2 protein-coding genes and 1 pseudogene are annotated in these 2,085 nt (G+C 74.0%); 1 reads left to right on the top strand and 2 read right to left on the bottom strand.

Annotated elements, in window-relative coordinates; translation table 11 throughout:
* Both AB0O00_RS36980 and AB0O00_RS36975 read right to left on the bottom strand, forming a co-directional pair.
* Positions 1–1,246, bottom strand: a 1,246-nt coding sequence (locus AB0O00_RS36980; RefSeq protein ID WP_363659082.1) for an MFS transporter, incomplete at its 3' end; no start/stop codon positions are given.
* Between the two features lie 188 nt (positions 1,247–1,434).
* A pseudogene (locus AB0O00_RS36975) lies at positions 1,435–1,674 on the bottom strand (helix-turn-helix transcriptional regulator); the annotation flags it as partial.
* Between the two features lie 180 nt (positions 1,675–1,854).
* Between AB0O00_RS36975 and AB0O00_RS36970 the strand changes: the two are divergent.
* Positions 1,855–2,085: DUF5685 family protein (locus AB0O00_RS36970; RefSeq protein ID WP_363659081.1), on the top strand; the 231-nt coding region annotated here is incomplete at its 3' end.

Below are 2,085 nucleotides of genomic sequence, written 5' to 3'. Positions count from 1 at the left end.
CGTCCGTCGCTCGCAGGTAGACGCCCGACAGGGCCGAGACTCCCACCGCCGCCGCGATCCGCTGGGCCATCTGCAGGATCGCGCCGCTGACCCCGGCCGCCTCCGCCGGGGCGTGGCGCAGGACGTACGACTGGTTGGTGGCGCCCATCAGGCCGACCGAGGCGCCGCCGAGGAGTTGGAGCAGGGCGAGCAGCCAGGGCAGGACGGCGGCGGGGGCCCAGTGCGCGACCAGGCCGCTCGCCAGCATCGCGAGTGCGGAGCCGGTCATGCCCGCCGTGATGGTCCGTCGGCCGAAGCGCTGCACGACCCGCCACGCGAGCGCGGACGCGACGCCCATCGCGACCGCCGACGGCAGCGCCACCAGGGCCGCGCCCATCGGGGAGAGCCCGAGGCCGTCCTGGAGGAACATCGTGAGCACGAGGCCGGCGGCGAGCGAGGAGCCGAACTGGGCCATCGCCGTGGCCGTCCCGAGCGCGTACGGTGCGGAGCGGGTGAGCGCGGGGTGGATCAGCGGGTGGCCGCCGGAGCGGGCGTAGCGGCGCTGCCACCACACGAGGGCGCCGAGCAGGAGCACGGCGACGGCGGCGAACGCGAGCCACCCCGTCCACGCGGGCGGCTGGACGAACGGCAGCATCAGCGCGAGCGTGAGCGCACCGACGAGCAGCAGCCCGACGAGGTCGAGGTTGGCGCCGCGGGCGCTGGGCCGGGGCCGGGGCAGGTGGCGCGCAGCGAGCAGGACTGTGGCGAGGCCGAACGGCACGTTGAGCAGGAAGGTCAGCCGCCAGCCGTGTTCGGGGCCGACGGCAGCGAGCACCGCGCCGCCGACCGGTGGTCCGAGCGCGAAGGCGAGCCCGCCGGTCACGGCGTACATGCCGAGGGCGCGGGCGCGCAGCTGGCCCTCGAAGACGTCCTGGAGGGTGCCGATCATCTGGGAGTTGACGAGTCCGGCGCCCGCGCCCTGCACCAGCCGGGCGGCGATCAGGACGCCGGGGTCCGAGGCGGTCGCGGAGACCAGGCTGACCAGGGTGAACAGGGCGAGGCTGGTCACGAAGAACCACTTGCGGCCGAGGACGTCGCCGAGCCGCCCGCCGGGGATGAGGGCCAGTCCGAAGGCGAGCGAGTACCCGGCGACGATCCACTGGATGTGGGCGGGCTGGGCGTGCAGGCTCTCGCGCAGCGCGGGGATGGAGGTGTTGAGGACGGACTGGTCGATGAGGGTGGTGAACCCGCCCGCGACGCAGACCAGCAGGACGCGGCGCCCGGCGGCGTCGAAGCGCTCGCGGGGCGCCGTCGCCGTGGCGGGGTTGCCTGTCGCGGGGTTGCCTGCCGCGGAGTTGCCTATCGCGGGGTTGCCTGTCTCGGAGTCGCCTGTCGCGGGGTTGCCTGTCTCGGAGTCGCCTGTCGCGGAGTCGCCTGTCGCGGGGTCGCCTATCCCAGCCGGGCCGGGGCGGACTCGACCTCGGCGAGCAGCCGGGACATGGTCCGCCCGTAGACGGCACAGAGCCGCCCGAGCAGCGCGGCGGTCGGGCTGACCTCGGCCCGCTCGACGCGCGACAGCGTCGAGCGGCTGACATCCGCCCGCCGCGCCAACTCCTCCAGCGTCCACCCGCGTTCGACCCGCAGCTCGGCGAGCCGGGTGGCGAGCCGCTCGTCGGCGGCCGTCTCGATTCCCATATCCGCGATGCTATCCCGGATATGGGAACCCGCCTCCGGTCGTGCACGTGCCTCGCTCGTCGCTCGTCCGTCGCCGTCGTCTGTGCGGATGTCGTGCGAAGCCTCGGCCCGAGCGGGCGGCTGATCATATGATGTCGGGCGGATCGGGCCTGGTCAGGAGCCCGGGCGGCGAGGGGGATCATGTTCGGCATCATCAGACCGTGCAAGCACCGGTTGTCCGAGCGGCTGCAGAGTTCGTGGATGGCGCACCTGTGCGGGCTGTGTCTCGCGCTGCGCGACGATCACGGACAGCTCGCGCGGACGGCCACCAACTATGACGGCCTGATCATCTCGGTCCTGGTCGAGGCTCAGAGCGCCCTCGACGACTCCTCCTGGCGGCGCACGGCCGGGCCGTGCCCGCTGCGCGGCATG

This window comes from Kitasatospora sp. NPDC093558, from assembly GCF_040683475.1.
Taxonomy (GTDB): domain Bacteria; phylum Actinomycetota; class Actinomycetes; order Streptomycetales; family Streptomycetaceae; genus Kitasatospora.
This window is presented reverse-complemented; position numbering and strand designations above follow the sequence as displayed.